The organism is Enorma timonensis (genome assembly GCF_000321165.1).
Lineage (GTDB): Bacteria > Actinomycetota > Coriobacteriia > Coriobacteriales > Coriobacteriaceae > Enorma.
Map to the genome: position 1 here is coordinate 21,188 of NZ_CAPF01000065.1, position 15,132 is coordinate 36,319.

The 15,132-nt window shown below is 63.4% G+C and carries 15 protein-coding genes and 4 tRNA genes; 1 reads left to right on the forward strand and 18 read right to left on the reverse strand.

The window, feature by feature from the left end; translation table 11 throughout:
* Positions 1–334: 334 nt before the first annotated feature.
* From BN423_RS07835 to BN423_RS07900, 15 genes are all read right to left on the reverse strand, one after another.
* Positions 335–1,507 carry a permease prefix domain 1-containing protein gene (locus BN423_RS07835; protein ID WP_154820264.1) on the reverse strand — a complete coding sequence of 391 codons (1,173 nt, stop codon included), beginning with the start codon at positions 1,505–1,507 and terminating at the stop codon, positions 335–337.
* On the reverse strand, positions 1,504–1,854 hold the full coding sequence (locus BN423_RS07840; RefSeq protein WP_019239710.1) for a PadR family transcriptional regulator: 351 nt from the start codon (positions 1,852–1,854) through the stop codon (positions 1,504–1,506). The genes BN423_RS07835 and BN423_RS07840 overlap by 4 nt, the downstream gene beginning before the upstream one ends.
* Before the next feature lie 252 nt (positions 1,855–2,106).
* Positions 2,107–2,985, reverse strand: a complete 879-nt coding sequence (locus tag BN423_RS07845) for a hypothetical protein (protein WP_232385539.1) — start codon at positions 2,983–2,985, stop codon at positions 2,107–2,109.
* A 578-nt stretch (positions 2,986–3,563) separates the two neighbouring features.
* Positions 3,564–4,271, reverse strand: a complete 708-nt coding sequence (gene rplA / locus BN423_RS07850) for a 50S ribosomal protein L1 (protein WP_019239712.1) — start codon at positions 4,269–4,271, stop codon at positions 3,564–3,566.
* A gap of 103 nt (positions 4,272–4,374) precedes the next feature.
* Positions 4,375–4,803 carry a 50S ribosomal protein L11 gene (gene rplK, locus BN423_RS07855; protein ID WP_019239713.1) on the reverse strand — a complete coding sequence of 143 codons (429 nt, stop codon included), beginning with the start codon at positions 4,801–4,803 and terminating at the stop codon, positions 4,375–4,377.
* A gap of 123 nt (positions 4,804–4,926) precedes the next feature.
* The gene (gene nusG / locus BN423_RS07860; protein ID WP_019239714.1) at positions 4,927–5,463 is read right to left on the reverse strand and encodes a transcription termination/antitermination protein NusG; all 537 of its coding nucleotides are present in this window, start codon (positions 5,461–5,463) and stop codon (positions 4,927–4,929) included.
* 3 nt (positions 5,464–5,466) lie between these two features.
* On the reverse strand, positions 5,467–5,880 hold the full coding sequence (gene secE / locus BN423_RS07865) for a preprotein translocase subunit SecE (protein ID WP_019239715.1): 414 nt from the start codon (positions 5,878–5,880) through the stop codon (positions 5,467–5,469).
* Between the two features lie 79 nt (positions 5,881–5,959).
* A tRNA-Trp gene (locus BN423_RS07870) sits at positions 5,960–6,035 on the reverse strand.
* Positions 6,036–6,050: 15 nt separating this feature from the next.
* The gene (gene rpmG / locus BN423_RS11230) at positions 6,051–6,200 is read right to left on the reverse strand and encodes a 50S ribosomal protein L33 (protein ID WP_019127809.1); all 150 of its coding nucleotides are present in this window, start codon (positions 6,198–6,200) and stop codon (positions 6,051–6,053) included.
* Positions 6,201–6,469: 269 nt separating this feature from the next.
* The gene (tuf, locus tag BN423_RS07875; protein WP_019239716.1) at positions 6,470–7,660 is read right to left on the reverse strand and encodes an elongation factor Tu; all 1,191 of its coding nucleotides are present in this window, start codon (positions 7,658–7,660) and stop codon (positions 6,470–6,472) included.
* Between the two features lie 92 nt (positions 7,661–7,752).
* A tRNA-Met gene (locus BN423_RS07880) sits at positions 7,753–7,829 on the reverse strand.
* Between the two features lie 4 nt (positions 7,830–7,833).
* A tRNA-Thr gene (locus BN423_RS07885) sits at positions 7,834–7,909 on the reverse strand.
* 10 nt (positions 7,910–7,919) lie between these two features.
* Positions 7,920–8,004, reverse strand: a tRNA-Tyr gene (locus tag BN423_RS07890).
* A 284-nt stretch (positions 8,005–8,288) separates the two neighbouring features.
* Complete coding sequence (locus tag BN423_RS07895) at positions 8,289–8,987, reverse strand: hypothetical protein (protein WP_019239717.1); 699 nt, start codon at positions 8,985–8,987, stop codon at positions 8,289–8,291.
* A 128-nt stretch (positions 8,988–9,115) separates the two neighbouring features.
* Positions 9,116–12,277: a RecQ family ATP-dependent DNA helicase gene (locus tag BN423_RS07900; protein ID WP_019239718.1), complete on the reverse strand. Its 3,162-nt coding sequence runs from the start codon at positions 12,275–12,277 to the stop codon at positions 9,116–9,118.
* A gap of 131 nt (positions 12,278–12,408) precedes the next feature.
* Here BN423_RS07900 and BN423_RS11580 point away from each other — a divergent pair, with 131 nt between their 5' ends.
* Positions 12,409–12,882 (forward strand): hypothetical protein, encoded by a 474-nt coding sequence (locus tag BN423_RS11580; protein WP_154820265.1) that lies wholly within the window; start codon positions 12,409–12,411, stop codon positions 12,880–12,882.
* Here BN423_RS11580 and BN423_RS07905 read toward each other — a convergent pair.
* The 3 genes from BN423_RS07905 to BN423_RS07915 form a co-directional block, all read right to left on the reverse strand.
* Positions 12,785–13,543, reverse strand: coding sequence for a hypothetical protein (locus BN423_RS07905; protein WP_019239719.1), 759 nt, complete (start codon positions 13,541–13,543; stop codon positions 12,785–12,787). The two genes, BN423_RS11580 and BN423_RS07905, sit on opposite strands and share 98 nt — an antisense overlap.
* An 89-nt stretch (positions 13,544–13,632) precedes the next feature.
* Entirely contained in the window at positions 13,633–13,794 is a 162-nt protein-coding gene (locus BN423_RS07910) for a hypothetical protein (RefSeq protein WP_232385540.1), read from the reverse strand.
* Positions 13,795–14,054: 260 nt separating this feature from the next.
* Positions 14,055–14,909 (reverse strand): DarT ssDNA thymidine ADP-ribosyltransferase family protein, encoded by an 855-nt coding sequence (locus BN423_RS07915; RefSeq protein ID WP_019239721.1) that lies wholly within the window; start codon positions 14,907–14,909, stop codon positions 14,055–14,057.
* Positions 14,910–15,132 lie beyond the last annotated feature (223 nt).

Here is a 15,132-nt window from a genome sequence, read left to right on the forward strand (position 1 = left end):
TGTTCGCTGGATAAGGAGAAGCACCCCGTCGCGATGCGCCCTGCACGTCGGGCTTGATACGCGATGGGGTGCTTCCGATGCCGAAAGTGAGAGCGGGACGAAGTACCCTAACGCGTATCGGCGCCTAGTAGTAGCTCGTCTAGGGTTAGAAGCTGCGCGGCACGGAGCGCCGCCGGGGCGGTGGCGAATCCGATGTTTGCCGAACGCTTCATGTTCCCATCCTCTCTGTGCAGCCGCCGGTTCGCCCGGCCATCACTGCATTGGGATAAAGTGTACCAGAACGCGCGCCGCGCGCCACAGGTAAATTTACCCCAGGGGTTATTTTACCTGTGACCTATCCGATCTCGGCGATGTCGGCCTGGTGCTCGCAGAACTCGTGGCGGTCGATCTGCTGGCGCACCACGTCCCAGCTCGTCTCGGACTCGAAGAGCGAGCTGTTGAACTGGACGATAGCGTCATCGCTCGCGTTGGCGAACGCGCTCTCGAGGTGACCGCGCGTGAAGGAGTACGACTCCGCGTCGTGGGATGTGTCGTGCTGCTCCTGCACCGTGATGTTGAGCGTTTCCAGGTTGGGATAGACGCTGAACGCCGCGACCGCGTTGTATACGAGCGCGCGGTCAATCGCGTCGCCGTCGATGTCCTCCGGGACGTTCGCGTAGTACACGGTAAAGCTCGTCGCATCGATGCTCGCCGTGTCGTCCGCCGCCACATAGGAACCGAGCGGCAGGCTCTCGAAGAATGACGCCGAGGGCTGGCTCTCGCTGCTGTACACCTGGAGGCCCGTGCAGTCGTGACCGTCGATCTCGCCCAGAACCGTTGAGGTCGCCTCGTACTCGCGCTGGTCCTCGGGATCGCTGAACGTGGGCTGGTTGCCCGTCGCATCGGTCGAGGCGTTGTTCCCGCCCGTCGTCGCGCCCTGGCCGTTCTGGCCCGCACCCGGCGTGCTCTCGTCCACGATATCTTCGACCGTGTCCTCGATGTAGTCCCCGCCCGGCTCGAGCACGACGTTCCAGACCACCGTCGCCACGAGGATCACGGCGATCACCGCCACGGCGATCGCGAGCACCTTCGTCCACGACGCCTTCTTCTCTGCAGGCGCCCCCGAAGGCTGCGCGGGAGGCACGGTGCCCGCTGCCGTAGCGCCCGCCTGCCCGGTCGCGGTGCCCGCATCGCCCGCCGCCGACATGACGACGGTCGCGGGCGCGGGCTGCTCGGCCGTCGCGTTCTGAGCCGCGGCGCTACCCGGCGCGGCCGCGACCGCGGGCTCCTCCTTCGCAGTCCCCGCCGGCTCGCCCGAGGCGTCGTCATCGCCCGCGAGCACGTCATCGATGCTCGTGATGCTCGCCTTCGCCCGCGCGAGCGCCTCCGCCTCGCTCATGCCGCTCGCCACGTAATCCTCGTAGCGCGCGACCAGGTTGCCGTAGATCTCTTCCTTCAGCTCGATCATCTCGGCCGTAAGCACCCGGCCCTCGAAGAGATGCTCGACGTACATACGCAATTCGCTCATCGGTCTCCTCCGTCCTGCTTGAGCAGCCTATCGATGATCCGGCGCACGCGCACCCAGCGCTCGGTCGCCTCCTCGAGCTCGACTGCGCCCGTGGGCGTCACGCGGTAGTACTTGCGCCGCGCGCCCTGGCTCTCATCGCCCCAGTAGCTCTCGACGAACCCCTGCCCTTCCAGGCGCTTGAGGCTCGTGTAGAGCGACGGTTCCTTCATCTCGTACTCGCCGTGGCTCGCCGTAGCGATATCCTTCAGGATCTCGTACCCGTAGCTGTCGCCCTCTTTGAGCGTGCACAGGATGATCGCGTCGATGTTTCCCCGGATCAGGTCGCTTACCGCATCTCGTGTGGACATACCGTCACCTCCCTGGTGCCAGCTCTGCGGACGTCATTCCGTCCGTCGTTAGCGCCACTGTAACACATACTACTATGTGTGTCGATATACTTTTTGAGAAATGTGTATCTCGCGCCGCACTGCCACGCCGCACGGCGTCCCCCCGCGCGCCTCGTGCACAAACTTGTCAACTCTGTTTACGAAGCCACCCTCGCAACGCCCTTCGCGCATAAACTTGTCAACTTTACACGCGAACGAATCGTGACTACCACGTTACGGTCTCACGAGCGTCGCACGTGTGACGCCTGCCGCGGCGAGCATCTGCTCCAAGCGGCCTGGAGTGCGCACATCGTTCCAGTTGAAGCGCACGATGCGTACATCCATGAGTGTCAAGCGAGATTCCCGCTGCCGCTCCTTCAGCAGCACGTCGATCGTCGACGAGCCCGCTCGCAGCTGCTCATCCTCATATTTCGCCCGGCCATCGAATTCGCCGAGCACCGTCTTGCCGTCAGTGAGTTCGAATACGAAATCGGCGCGATACGACTTCCTGGGTTCGAGCGGGTCGTCAAACGCACGCTGAATATCAGTCGGTGGAAGCCCCGCGCGTATCATGACAGCGCGCGCTATGGACTCCCCGCCGCTCTCTGCGCGCCCATCCGCCCATCGTGCAACGTGGCGCGCCTTCTCGACTCCCTTGCATCCGTGCGCGAGGCCCTCTACCTCCCGCTGCAAGTAGCTCGCATCCGCGCGCGCGATCCGAAGACAACCGTCCGCGATGGCAAGCGAATCCTCGAAATCGCAGGCGCAGAGGCAATCAACGGTTGCCTCTACGAGCGATGCGACGGGGACGTCGTCGATTTTCACACATGAAGGATGCTGTCGATACCGCATCTCGACACGCTTCCCTCCGCGCTGGCTCGGCGAAGAGGCATACAGGTGCAACGTCCCCAAGAGCGAATAGCTGACCGGAAGCCCATGCATCACCGCCGCGCTCAACGAGCAGAACACTGCGTTCGGATGCGCCCACGCATAGCCGCGAATCACATATCGCTCTTGATCGAGACGAGCGAGCTGCTCCCACGCATCACCGGGAGCGAACAACCGAAGAAACGGTTCAACGATGCTCTTATCGCGAATATGCCGACGCAGCATCTGCACCTCCCCATACGACGCCGGGCTATAGCAACGGCGCGTAAGGAACGTCTCGTTCACACGCTGCAGGAGCTCTCCCCATGCCTTCGTACGCCGTAACGCCATCCTGCACCTCCGTCCACCGGTCGTGGCGTCAGCGTAGCGCGAATGCGTTTTCCCAGCTAGATGGTAGATTCTTGCACGTTTCTGGCACGAATCTGACCACGCAGCTCAGGTGGGTTGCGCCTCGTGGAAAACTCGCTGCGGCAAGGCATCTCAATCGGCAAACGGCCTCAGCGCCGCCACAAACGGCAAGCGAAGCTGTCAAACAATCGCAAGTAGCGATTATCTCCGCATCCCGTCGATCCCCTCACGCACAAAGTTGACAACTCTACACGCGAAGCGTCCTTCTAAACGCCCTTCGCGTTGAAAACCGTCAAGTTTGTCGATGAAGCCGGCAGCAGGAGCGGTATCGCGCTGTCGTGCATGTCCACGAGCACGGCCGGCACACCCCGCGCCAAACAAAAAAGCCGGCTCCCGAAGGAGCCGGCTTCGCACAGCTGAAATGAGCTGCAGAGCAACCTGCAGGCGCTGCGTGCCTACTCGGCCATGAAGTCGCGCGTCACGGACGAATCGACCTTGACGCCGGGGCCCATGGTGGAGGAGAGCGCGATGCTCTTCACGTAACGGCCCTTGGCGGAGGACGGCTTCACGCGCAGGATCTCGGTGTAGAGCGCGGCGTAGTTCTCCACGAGCTTCTGGTCGTCGAAGGAGACCTTGCCCAGCGGCACGTGGCAGATGCCGTAACGGTCGGCGCGGTACTCGACGCGGCCGGCCTTGAGCTCGCCCACCATCTTGGCGACGTCCATGGTCACGGTGCCGAGCTTGGGGTTCGGCATGAGGCCGCGAGGGCCGAGGATCTTACCGATGCGGCCGACCTTGGCCATCATGTTCGGCGTGGCGATCGCGGCGTCGAAGTTGATCTCGCCGCCCTGGATGGCCGCGACGAGCTCGTCGGAACCCACGATGTCGGCGCCGGCCTCTTCGGCCTCGCGCGCCTTCTCGCCCTCGGCGAACACGGCGACGCGGACAGTCTTGCCGGTGCCGTGGGGCAGGGAGATGGAGCCACGGATGTTCTGATCCGCCTTACGGGTGTCGATGCCCAGACGGAAGTGCGCCTCGACGGTCTCGTCGAACTTGGCGGGCGCGATCTCCTTCACGAGGCGGACGGCCTCGAGCGGGGTGTAGAGCTTGAACTTCTCGACCTTCTCCGCGGCGGCGCGGAAATTCTTTCCATGCTTCGGCATGTACTACCTCCTGTGGTCACAGGGCGCGTGCCCTCCCACATCGTTGCGCGCCCCATTGCGCGCGAACGGGCGCACCACCTCGGCGCGCCCGCGAAACAACAAGTTACTCGGCGATGGTCACGCCCATGGAGCGGGCGGTACCGGCGACGATCTTCTTGGCGGCCTCGATGTCGTTGGCATTGAGGTCGGGCATCTTGATCTCGGCGATCTTCGTGAGCTGCTCCTGGGTGAGCTGGCCCACCTTGTCGCGCTGCGGAACGGCGGAGCCGCTCTTGAGTTTGAGCTCCTTCTTGATGAGGTGCGCCGCAGGCGGGGTGTGGCACTCGAACGCGAAGGTGCGATCCTCGAAGACGGTAATGACGACGGGGATCACGTCGCCCATCTTGTCCTGCGTGGCGGCGTTGAACGCCTGGCAGAACTGCATGATGTTGACCTGGGCAGCACCAAGGGCGGGACCCACGGGGGGCGCCGGGTTGGCCTGGCCGGCAGGAATCTGGAGCTTGATGACGGTGGCAACCTTCTTCTCAGCCATGTCAAAACCTTCCTGAACCGAAAGCGGGGTGAATCAAACGAATATCGTCAGCGCGCTTGCGTTAGAAGCACCCGACCAGATGAGCGGTCCGGTCGAGAAGCGCCCGCGCGCGAACAACCAACCTTACAGGGCGACGGCGATCTGGTCGAAGCCGAGCTCGACGGGCGTGTCGCGGCCGAAGATCTGCAGGACGACCTTGACTTTGCCAGACTCGGGGTTGACCTCGGACACCATGCCGTTGAAGTCCGCGAGGGGGCCGGAGGTCACGCGCACCGGCGTGCCGACCTCGAGGTCGACCGTCATGCGCTTGGGCGCCTCGCCCTTCTTGGACTTGCGCATCATCTTGTTGTACTCGTCGCGCGAGAGCGGCGCGGGCTTGCCGTTGCCACCGAGGAAGCCGGTGACGCCCGGCGTGTTGCGCACGCAGGTCCACGCGTCGTCGTCCATCTCCATGCGCACGAGCACGTAGCCCGGGAAGATCTTGACGTCCTTGGTCTCGCGCTTCCCGCCCTCTTTGATCTCGGTCACGCTCTCCATGGGAATCTCGATATCGAAGATGCGATCCTGCATCCCCATGGTCTCGATGCGGTGCTCGAGGTCGCTCTTGACGCTCTTCTCGTAGCCGGAATAGGTGTGGACGACATACCAACGCTTCGACATGGTCTAGCTCCTTAGCCCAGAGATGAGGAAGAGACCCTCGCCGATCACGAAGTCGAGCACGGCGATGACGACGCCCACGACCACGAGGGACGCGATCACCACGAGCGAGTAGTTGACGAGCTCCTTCTTGCTCGGCCAGGTGACGCGGCGCATCTCGGTGCGCACGGCGCGGAAGTAGTTGCGGATGCGGCCGAAGAAGCCGGGCTTCTTGTCCTTCTTCTTCTTGGCCTTCGCCTTCTCCTTGGAGGCCTTCATATCGGCCTTGGCGCGGGCGACGCTCTTCGACGCGCTCTCGGCGTCCTTGGCAGCCTTGCGCGAGACGCCCTTCTTGGGCTCGGCCGCAGCCTGGGCCTTGGCCGGAGCAGACGGCTGCGCGTTGCGCTGCGAAGCCTTCTTCTTGTTCTTCTTGTTGGCCATGCTCGCTACCTCCGGGCGCAGGGCGCTTAACATACAGAAACCGTAAGCCCCGAGAATACGAGGCTTACGGATTGAAGACTGGCACGCCAGGAAGGACTCGAACCCTCAACACTCGGTTTTGGAGACCGATGCTCTACCAATTGAACTACTGGCGTGTAAGGGGTTGGAGACTAGCGGGTCTCCTTGTGAACCGTATGCCGACGGCACCAGGGGCAATACTTCTTGATCTCCATACGATCAGGCATGGTTGCCTTGTTCTTGGTCGTCGTATAGTTACGACGCTTGCACTCGGTGCAGGCAAGGGTGACGAGAGTACGCATGAATCTAATTACCTCCAAATACCGCCCCGTACGGGCACGATGGAATACGATAGCATCTGCGCTCTTATCCTGTCAACGGTTTATTCGCTGGGCAGCGTGAATGCAGATGCGTTCCATAACTGCTACCCACCGTTTTGGGAAGCGAACTCGTGCGTTCGCCATCGGGCGGAAGTTCGTTTCGCGAAACGGTGGAACATAAAAACCCGGCTCCTCGCGATGAGGAGCCGGGTTCCTAGATCACACGATCCGAATACCTCGGCTACCCGAAGTTACTCGATGATGGTGGAGACGACGCCGGAGCCGACGGTGTGGCCGCCCTCGCGGATAGCGAAGCGCAGACCCTCCTCCATGGCGATCGGGTGGATGAGGTCGCCCTCGATGGTGATGTGGTCACCGGGCATGGCCATCTCGGTGCCCTCGGGGAGCTTGACGGTGCCGGTCACGTCAGTGGTACGGAAGTAGAACTGCGGACGGTAGCCATCGAAGAACGGCGTGTGGCGGCCGCCCTCCTCCTTGGTGAGGACGTAGACCTCGCCGGTGAACTTGGTGTGCGGGTGCACCGAACCGGGCTTGCAGAGAACCTGGCCGCGCTCGATGTCCTCGCGCTTGATGCCGCGCAGGAGGATACCGACGTTGTCGCCAGCCTCGCAGAAGTCCATGGTCTTGCGGAACATCTCGATGCCGGTGGCGACGGAGGACTGGGTCTCCTTGATGCCGACGATCTCGACGGGCTCGTTGAGCTTGAGCACGCCGCGCTCGACACGGCCGGTAGCGACGGTACCACGGCCGGAGATGGTCATGGTGTCCTCGATGGCCATGAGGAACGGCTTGGCGTCGTCGCGCTCGGGGGTCGGGATGTACTCGTCAACGGCGTTCATGAGCTCGCGGACGGAATCCATCCACTTCTCCTCGCCGTTGAGGGCGCCGAGAGCGGAGCCGCGGATGACGGGGATGTCGTCGCCCGGGAAGTCGTACTCGGAGAGGAGCTCACGGGTCTCCATCTCGACGAGGTCGATGAGCTCGTCGTCGTCAACCATGTCGCACTTGTTCAGGAACACGACGATGTAGGGCACGCCGACCTGACGGGCGAGCAGGATGTGCTCGCGGGTCTGGGCCATGGGGCCGTCGGTGGCGGCGATGACCAGGATAGCGCCGTCCATCTGGGCAGCACCGGAGATCATGTTCTTGATGTAGTCGGCGTGGCCAGGGCAGTCGACGTGCGCATAGTGGCGGTTGGCCGTCTCGTACTCGACGTGCGCGACGGAGATGGTGATGCCGCGCTCGCGCTCCTCGGGAGCCTTGTCGATGTTCTCGAAGGCGGTGAAGTCGGCCTTGCAGCCCTCGGTCTCGGAGAGAACCTTGGTGATGGCAGCCGTCAACGTGGTCTTGCCGTGGTCGACGTGGCCGATGGTGCCGATGTTAACATGCGGCTTTGTACGCTCGAACTTTTCCTTGGCCATAAAGCCCTCCTCCTTAAGGTCGTCCCCGCTGAGGGACTTGCCCTTTAACTTAAGTGGCTCCCCCACGTACATAGAGAAGCCACCGTGTTACCTGGTAGCGGTGACTGGATTCGAACCAGTGACGCCACGGGTATGAACCGTGTGCTCTAACCAGCTGAGCTACACCGCCGTACTGGAGCCTGCGACCGGACTTGAACCGGTGACCTCCTCGTTACCAACGAGGTGCTCTACCGACTGAGCTACACAGGCACTTGACTTCTGGTGGGAGCGCAAGGATTCGAACCTTGGTAGGCAGAGCCAACGGGTTTACAGCCCGTCCCCATTAACCACTCGGGCACACTCCCACATGAAGCAAGACCCACGAAGCCGGACGTCCATGCGGAAATTCCGCCATCGCGAGCAAACGAATAGTAGTACAAGCCGTCGCCGCTCGTCAACCGAAATGCTCTAATACACGCGTCCGGGCGTATCCTAATGTTCTGACCTGCGTTTTTGTCGAAAAGACCCATGGGGAGCTTGTGAAGACGGAATGGGTTGGTTGGGGACGTGTTCCTTCCAACCCCTTTTTGGGATGACGCCACGCCCGGTGAAAAAGGGGTTGGAAGGAACACGTCCCCAACCAACCCATCTAGCCGAGGTCGAGGGTGGCCTGCACGGTGCGGCGCTTCCGCTCGTCGCGGATGAGCGCCTGGAGCTTCGACGCGATCTTCCCGTACTTCACCTGTTCGGCGTCCTTGCCCGCCGCCCGGTCGCACGCGGTCGTGCTCGCGAGCACCGCTGCGCGCTCCTCGTTGCCGAGTCGCTCGGTGCGGTACGTCTCCACGACGCCCTCGAGATCCTCGATCGTCGAGAGCCCCGCCGCGCGCGCCTCCCCCTCATAGGTATAGAAGAGCTTCACCGGTCGCCCCGCGAGGAGCAGCTGCACGGCGTTGCGGAGCGTGCCCGAGCTCACCTGCAGGTTGCCGAAGCGGTTGACCTCGATGGGGTTGAAGTACGCGAGTCCCCAATCCGCCCGCTCCCCCATGACGCGATCCTTCGCCGTCTGGAGGGCGCGGCCCGTGGTACCCGGCTCGCCCGCCACCACCTCCACGGCCCAAGCGGGATCCACCGTCACGCGCGGGCGCGTCCGCACGGTGAACACGCGAACGCCCGGGTATGGCGCACCCCGCCACGAGCGCAGGTAATCGAGGGTAAGCGCGTCGACCCCGCGCTCGGAATCCCCTACGAGCACGCCGAAGCCCTGCTCGCAGATGCGGTCGATGGACTGGCAGAACGCCTCGGGCAGCCGCGCCAAGCTGCGCGAGCCCGAAATGAATACCTGCGGCATGGCTTCCTCCTTGCTAACTCCCGAATGGGTTGGTTGGGGACGGGTTCCTTCCAACCCATTTTGACGGACACGGCGCCATTCCAAAAATGGGTTGGAAGGAACCCGTCCCCAACCAACCCATTTTGCTATCAGTCGCCCTTGCCGGTCTTCACGAGCGCGAACGGGTAGACGGCCTTCGCGCCGGCGCGCACGAGCTCGGACGCGATCACCGCGAACGTCCAGCCGGAGTCGACCATATCGTCCACGAGGAGCACGGTCTTGCCCGCGATGCGCCCGGGCTTGGCCACCTCGATGGTATCGCGGATGTTCTTCGCCTGCAGCACCGAGCTGTTGAGCGTCTTCTGCGCGGCGCCCTCGGCGGTCTTGCGCACGACGCCGTCCATGAACGGCACCTTGAGCGCGTGCGCCAAGCGCTCGGCGAAATCCGGCACGAGCCGGGGATGGCGCAGGCTCGGCACGGCGACCACCGCGTCGATGCCCGTCCCCGCCGCCGCGCTGCGCAAATACCGCGCGGACTCCAGGAGCAGCTCGTCCGAGAAGCGGCCGTCGCGGTACTTGCCCGTCGCGGCAAGCTGGCCAAGCAGAGAATAATAGTTGTCCGAAAGGATCCAGCCGCGGCCGCACTGCTCCTCCGCCGCGATGCGGCTGCCATCCGGCCAGAGCTTCCGGGGCTTCACGAAGCCATGGCGGTTCTTCTCGAACAAGATCGCCTCGTCCACGAGCACCTTATCGAGCTCCACCGGGAAGAGCGGCCCGCCCGCGCAGTTCGCGCAGATGCCGCAGTGGTCCTTGGCGTCCGGCGCGTCGAGCTCGTCGGCGATGAACTTCATGAGACAGCCGTCGGTGCGCAGGAACTCCTTGAAGCTCGCGAGCTCGTCGTAGCGCGTGTTGCGCAGCTCGGCCTGGCGCTCGCGCTCCGCCTGCGCATCGAAGCTCGCCTGCTCGTCCACGCAGAAGACGGTTTGCCAGCTGCCCCGGGCGTTCTTCCGGCGCTCCGTGAAGAGGTACCCGTGAACCTGGAGGTACTTGAGCGCCTCGTCGAGCTTGCCCGCGGTCACGTTCACCTCTGCGGCGATCGCGCGCTTGGGAGCCCCGTCGCGGCAGAGCTCGATGATCTTCTCGAGCAGGTCCGGCTCGGCGAAGGCGGAATCGATGAAGCTGCGCAGGATGCCCTCGTCCTCCGGGCCGTGCAGCAGCACCGCGTAGGCGCGCTTGCCGTCGCGGCCGGCGCGGCCGATCTGCTGGTAGTAGCTGATGAGGTTCTGCGGCAGCTGGAAGTTCACGACGAAGCGAATGTCCGCCTTGTCGTAGCCCATGCCGAGCTTGATGGTGCAGCAGAGCACGCGCACGTCGCCCGCCTCGAAATCCGCGAGCGCGCGGCCGGACACCTCCGCATCGAGGCCGGAGTGGTACGCGCGGGCGGAGACGCCGTGCTGCTGCAGGTACTCGGCGACATGCTCGCAATCGCGCTGCGTGAGGCAGTAGATGAGCCCCTGCCCCTCCGCGAGGCCGCCGCCTCGGCCGAGCGTCTGGGCGAGCCAGGCGAGGCGCTCCTCGCGGGCCTGCTCGGGGTTCACCTGGATGGCGAGCTTCTCACGGATGAGGTCCCCGCGCACAACGCTCAGGTTATGCCCAAGTTGCGCGCGAATGTCCTTGATCACGCGGTTGTTCGCCGTGGCGGTGGTGCCTAAGATGGCAGCGTCCTCGGGCAGGTTCTGCAGGAAGCGCGACACGCGCTGGTAGTCCGGGCGGAAGTCGTGTCCCCAGTCCGAGATGCAGTGCGCTTCGTCAACTACAAAGAGCTTGATGTTACGTACGCTAGCGAGCTGCTGCATGAACCCTGCGTTCGAGAGGCGCTCGGGCGAGACGATGAGGGCGTCATAGCTGCCGAGATGGGAGAAGATCTCTTCCCAGTCGTCCTTGTTGCCCGAATTGATGGTCGCGACGTTCAACCCAAGCCGCTTCGCCGACTCGATCTGGTTCTCCATGAGCGCCAGAAGCGGGCTGATGATGAGCGTGGGGCCGGCGCCCTGCGCGCGCAAGATCTTCGTGGCCATGAAGTAGACGAGCGACTTGCCCCAACCCGTCTTCTGCACCACGAGCACACGCTTGCCCGTCGCGGCGTCGACGATCGCCTCGAGCTGGCCCGCGCGGAACTCTGCTCCCTCCCCGTATGCCTCGCGAAGGAGGGCGGTTGCTTGGCACGCGGCAGCATCACGCTCGGGAGAGGGAGCGTCGGCCTGTGCTGGCTCCTCTACACGCACGGACTCCCCTTCTGCGACGCCTGCCGTCGCGTCTTCCCTCTTCGGCCCCTCTGCACCCGGCGTGCACTCGAGGAGCTTGGTGAAGATGGGGTCGCGCAGGTCGAAGAGGTAGCAGTCGTTCGCGTTGCGCGGGTCGCCCTTGCGACGCAGGTAGTTGTGGTGCACGAGCGCGCGCTCCTCGATCTTCGCGCGCATGTCGGCGAAGCGTGCCACCCACACGCCCTCGAGCGGCTCAATCTCTACGTCGCGATAGGCAAGCTGCTCCCAATGCACGTAGAGGTAGATGTCGCACTCCGGGTAGAGCTCGCAGTAGCGGCGGTAGTCCTTCGCGTCGAACGTGATGGTGAGGCGCGGGTCGAGCCGCCGCGCAAGCGGACGGCCGGCCTCGTCCTGCGTATAGCGGGCGCAGGTAAAGAACGGCGTCATGAAGCTCTTGAGGTCGGCGGGGCGGTCGTTGTCGTAATCGTGCAGGTCGATGGCGTAGGGGTTCGTCGCCTTCTCCGGGTTGATGCGCACGTCGCGCCCGGTGAGGGGCACGATGCGTGCAACGAAGTCCCCCTCGAGCTCCTCGCCCTTGCGGCACCATGCGTCCTTGTCCTCGGTGTCGATCTCTTGCGGCGTGCGGTCCGGATACGGGTCGCCGGGGCGCGGGGTGGGGACAGCCGTCTGAGCTTGCTCGCCGGGCTTGTCATCGCGTTTCAGCGGCCCCGTGAGCATGCCCGCGCTGTCGAGCGCCTCGAGCACCAGCTGGATGCCGGCGCCGGAAAACCATGGGTATGCATATAAGCTCGTATCATGCCGTTCAATTCCGCGTGCAATCCCTGCCTCGGTGGGAACCGTGCAACGCCTGCCCGTGCGCTCGAATGTCTGGTACTCGAGGAGCCCGGCATCGCGGAACTTCTGAAAAAACTTGCGCGCGATGGCATCGATGCTCGCATCTGAGCTGATGAGCCCCTTTTCCTTGAGCTGGGTTATCAGAGCGGAAAGCGACCCGCCCTCAAGATCGGTATATACTGCATCTGCCATACAAAGGCTCCTCTCTCGTAAGCCTGCGAGCCAGGACGCCCGCCGTATGGGGTGCCCTAGCGTTTGCGATGATTATGTCATGTCGCCCGGACAAAACCGAACGCAACAGCTCGCCGGTTTAGGACGAAGAGGTGGTCGAGTCCTGTCCGTCCGTGGGGCTATTGGCAGGCACGAAGCGCTCGATCGGCTCGCACACCGCCTTCTGCGCCTCCCTCTCCATCGCGGCGGCGTTGTTGTTCGAGCTCTATCCGCTCACGGCGACGTCTCCGCTCGGTTTCGGCCTCTTCCTCGCGCCGCCGCTTCCGATCCTCCTCGAGCGCCCGCGCGTAGTCGCGCACAGCCTTTTCCGCCGCTGGCTCAAGAATGCCTTGGCGCTGATCGATGGCTGCGGTTATCGAGGATTGATGGCGCCGAGCGTCAGCGGAATGGGGACATGCGGCAACCCATGCATCTGCCAGCTCGGCAGCCTTTTTCAACGCTTCCAGCCTGCGATCGCGCACGGAGGAGTTATCGACCCTGGTTATTCCGTAAAGCTGGGCGGCAAGATCGTCGATGGCGGCGCCCCCCCGTTGGAAGCCGGTCGAGCCCCTTCTTCTCATAGCTGAGCCGCATAAGCATACGGTACCCGAAATCCCGGTACTGCTCGCTCAGGCTTCCCGTCAAGGCGCAGGCGTTCCGCCGCACTTGCAGCTCGTTGGTGAGCATGCAGTCCATTTGGAGGGCCAGAAACACACTCGACTGCAGCCTGCTCCTCTTAGAAAGACCGTTCCGCCACCGAGGATCGCACGGATCTGCCTTCGCAAAGGCGGCGTACACGTCGAACAGATTCATCGGAATGGCGAACAGCACGTTGATCAACTGCTCCAGGGAAGCGAGAGCCCGCAGCTCATCGTCTGTCGCGCATCCGTAATCAAATGCGCGCAACGCCTTCGCATCATCAAGAAGGCTTTGCTGATAATACCTTACCCATTCCTCCGCGGCACCGCTGAGCTTGGACTTGCACGATACTCTCTGAATCGACTGCGAGCCCCAGTCGCCGATGCAGGCCCCATCATAGGCGCAATACACGCCGTTATAGGTGTCGGCAATGCGTGTCGCGAGTGTGCGCAGACGATCATCGATCAGCACGCGAATGCGCTTCCGAAGCGCAGCGACCTCCTTGCCCGTAGCGAATTTTTCTCTCTCCTTGGCAACAACGGCCAGATTGGCGGTCGCCCGCCTCGCCTTATTCTGCTCCTGCCAAGCGTCGTCGTCGATGAAACCCATAGCCACAGCCCTCCCATCTGCATGCGGGGCACGGGGCGGGGCCGCCGCCCCGTGCGGGCCACGCACTCTCCCGTGCCCTCTCGGCCATCTTAGCGCTTCGCGGGTACCGCTCCCCGCCCGACCGGCACCACCGGCCGGGCAGCGGCACGCCGCCACCCCGTATACGCGAGGATATCCCGCGCGGGCGTGCCGTCCTCGCTGCAGAGCGCCCCGGCGACGACCTCGCCGTCCTTATAGAAGTAGATGCGCACGACGAATACGCCCCGCCGGGCCAATAAGAAGGCTCGTCGATGGCGAAACGTATGCGTGCGAGGCCTGTCGACTCGGCATTGACGGCTTCGTACTTCTCGCGCGAGGTGAACATGGCGCCCTCGGCCTTGCGCCCGAAGACGACGCTTGCGGTATCGGGCATGTGCGCGCCCCTTCCCAACGGATACGGAACTTGTTCGGGTATTGAAAACGTGTTGCGAACACCGGCTGGGAAAACCGCCGTTCAACGCGCTCGCGTCGCTCAGTCAACGAGACGGAACCCGCCGTTCTTGCCTCCCCGGCGAGCGGCTCTTTCTTTCCTCACTGCTGCATACATGCTGGAAATATCCCAGTCGATCCAATCGCGCCGCCGTTCGAACAGCGCGGCCTCATGCGACACGATCTGATACGGAATGTGGCCGTCGTCTCCGACCCAGCTGCGGTACTCGTCGATCTGCTCCTCGCTCTTGAAGAACACGCGCATGATGTAGCGGGGCGGAATCGCCCCGAACACGAACACCTCTGCGTTAGGGTCGCTGACTTCCCAGGGCTTCAAATCCCATTTGGTGCGGGAGTAGCCTCCCCCTGGGCTCGGGCGGCCGTCTTCGAACATGCTTTCCAACGCCTGTGCTCCGTAGGACGTCTCCCATTTGATGCGAAACAGACCGACGCCCACGCCAGTCGGGAAGAACGAGCAGTTCAGCTCATACAGCACGCTGGGATCGAGCTCCAGCAGCACGAACGTGTCTCCCGGGCTCGTCTCGCCCCGTTCCCGTTTATGCTGCTCAAGGGCGTGAAGCACCTCGAAATTGACTCCGGAAATGTACACGGAAACGGTATCGGCGAGTTCCTGACAACACAGCCTGCTATTGACGGCGGCGTCGATCTTCCGACGGGCGAGCTCGTTCCTGGACAGGATCCCGTGCTCGAAAATGCTGTCGAGGTTCCTCGCTTGGGTGAGGTGGTACAGCTTCTTGATCCCCCGGTCTTGGACAACCTTCTTGATGGATGCGGCGCGATGCTTCGCTTCGATGAGCTCGCGACCCCGGCGCCCGGCTTCACGCCAGCGCTCCATATCCTGGAATGGCTGCCCGTGCGAGATGGTTTCCTCTGACATAGCTACCTCCTGGCTAGGCGAATCATGGGATTACCCGTTGCGGTACGGGGCAGACTAGATTCACTCAAGCGGCATGCTTGCGAACTCGTCGAATGCGCGCTCGGACTCCGCATGGGGCATGCAGGTGATTGGGGTGTTGTTGATCGGCAGCGTCGTCATCGCTCATCATCTCGCTATCGATGCATGGCGATAAACGTCTTGAAAGCCCGCGCGCTTTCCTCAT

Excerpts from the sequence above, each read along its gene's own strand:
- tuf (WP_019239716.1), bottom strand. The coding sequence starts at position 7,660 with ATGGCCAAGGAAAAGTTCGAGCGTACAAAGCCGCATGTTAACATCGGC.
- secE (WP_019239715.1), bottom strand. The coding sequence starts at position 5,880 with ATGGCCAACAAGAAGAACAAGAAGAAGGCTTCGCAGCGCAACGCGCAG.
- nusG (WP_019239714.1), bottom strand. The coding sequence starts at position 5,463 with ATGTCGAAGCGTTGGTATGTCGTCCACACCTATTCCGGCTACGAGAAG.
- BN423_RS07835 (WP_154820264.1), bottom strand. The coding sequence starts at position 1,507 with ATGAGCGAATTGCGTATGTACGTCGAGCATCTCTTCGAGGGCCGGGTG.
- BN423_RS07895 (WP_019239717.1), bottom strand. The coding sequence starts at position 8,987 with ATGCCGCAGGTATTCATTTCGGGCTCGCGCAGCTTGGCGCGGCTGCCC.
- BN423_RS07900 (WP_019239718.1), bottom strand. The coding sequence starts at position 12,277 with ATGGCAGATGCAGTATATACCGATCTTGAGGGCGGGTCGCTTTCCGCT.
- rplA (WP_019239712.1), bottom strand. The coding sequence starts at position 4,271 with ATGCCGAAGCATGGAAAGAATTTCCGCGCCGCCGCGGAGAAGGTCGAG.
- BN423_RS07845 (WP_232385539.1), bottom strand. The coding sequence starts at position 2,985 with ATGCTGCGTCGGCATATTCGCGATAAGAGCATCGTTGAACCGTTTCTT.
- BN423_RS07840 (WP_019239710.1), bottom strand. The coding sequence starts at position 1,854 with ATGTCCACACGAGATGCGGTAAGCGACCTGATCCGGGGAAACATCGAC.
- rplK (WP_019239713.1), bottom strand. The coding sequence starts at position 4,803 with ATGGCTGAGAAGAAGGTTGCCACCGTCATCAAGCTCCAGATTCCTGCC.
- BN423_RS07905 (WP_019239719.1), bottom strand. The coding sequence starts at position 13,543 with ATGGGTTTCATCGACGACGACGCTTGGCAGGAGCAGAATAAGGCGAGG.
- rpmG (WP_019127809.1), bottom strand. The coding sequence starts at position 6,200 with ATGCGTACTCTCGTCACCCTTGCCTGCACCGAGTGCAAGCGTCGTAAC.
- BN423_RS07915 (WP_019239721.1), bottom strand. The coding sequence starts at position 14,909 with ATGTCAGAGGAAACCATCTCGCACGGGCAGCCATTCCAGGATATGGAG.